Genomic DNA, 572 nt, shown 5'->3' on the forward strand with positions numbered 1-572 from the left:
AAATATTATATCTGTAACCACAGTAGAACATTGGGTATTGACGTTTGAAGATGAAGGTCCAGGTATTGATGAATCGCATCTTAAACACCTGTTCAAACCCTTCTATCGTCTGGAAGACTCTAGATCACGTCTAGATGGCGGTACTGGATTAGGCTTGGCAGTGATTGATGCAATTATTGAAGCACATCAAGGTCATATTTATTATTCTAAATCCAAAAACTTAGGTGGCAGCTGTTTTACTATTCAACTGAATCGTAAGACATCAACTCATTTATAATGTGTTAAGTTCAGATCAATAGGCTTCATTTAAGCGATAAATATAAGATAACTTGATGTCTGAACTTAACAATTCTGTTTGATGATCCTCAAATAAATTTCATCACAATGAATTCTCATCTCGATATTTAGCTAGCATAAAAAATACCACAATGGAGAGTATGCCGATGATAATACCTGCTGTTGATAATAAATTCACATGAGCTGAACTGAAGGCTATTTTACCTGCATTAATCAATGCAACTCCTTGCTCTGTAGGTAATTGGCTCGCTACTAAATAGGTATCACCAATCGAT

The 572-nt window shown here is 35.3% G+C and carries 1 protein-coding gene and 1 pseudogene; one reads left to right on the forward strand and one right to left on the reverse strand.

Annotated elements, in window-relative coordinates; translation table 11 throughout:
* Positions 1-277: ATP-binding protein (locus tag EXE10_RS21175; protein ID WP_043974673.1), on the forward strand; the 277-nt coding region annotated here is incomplete at its 5' end.
* Positions 278-379: 102 nt separating this feature from the next.
* On the opposite strand, the pseudogene EXE10_RS21180 reads toward EXE10_RS21175, so the two are convergent.
* Positions 380-572: pseudogene (locus tag EXE10_RS21180) on the reverse strand (MFS transporter); the annotation flags it as partial.

The organism is Acinetobacter sp. WCHAc060033, assembly GCF_004209125.1.
Lineage (GTDB): Bacteria > Pseudomonadota > Gammaproteobacteria > Pseudomonadales > Moraxellaceae > Acinetobacter > Acinetobacter wuhouensis.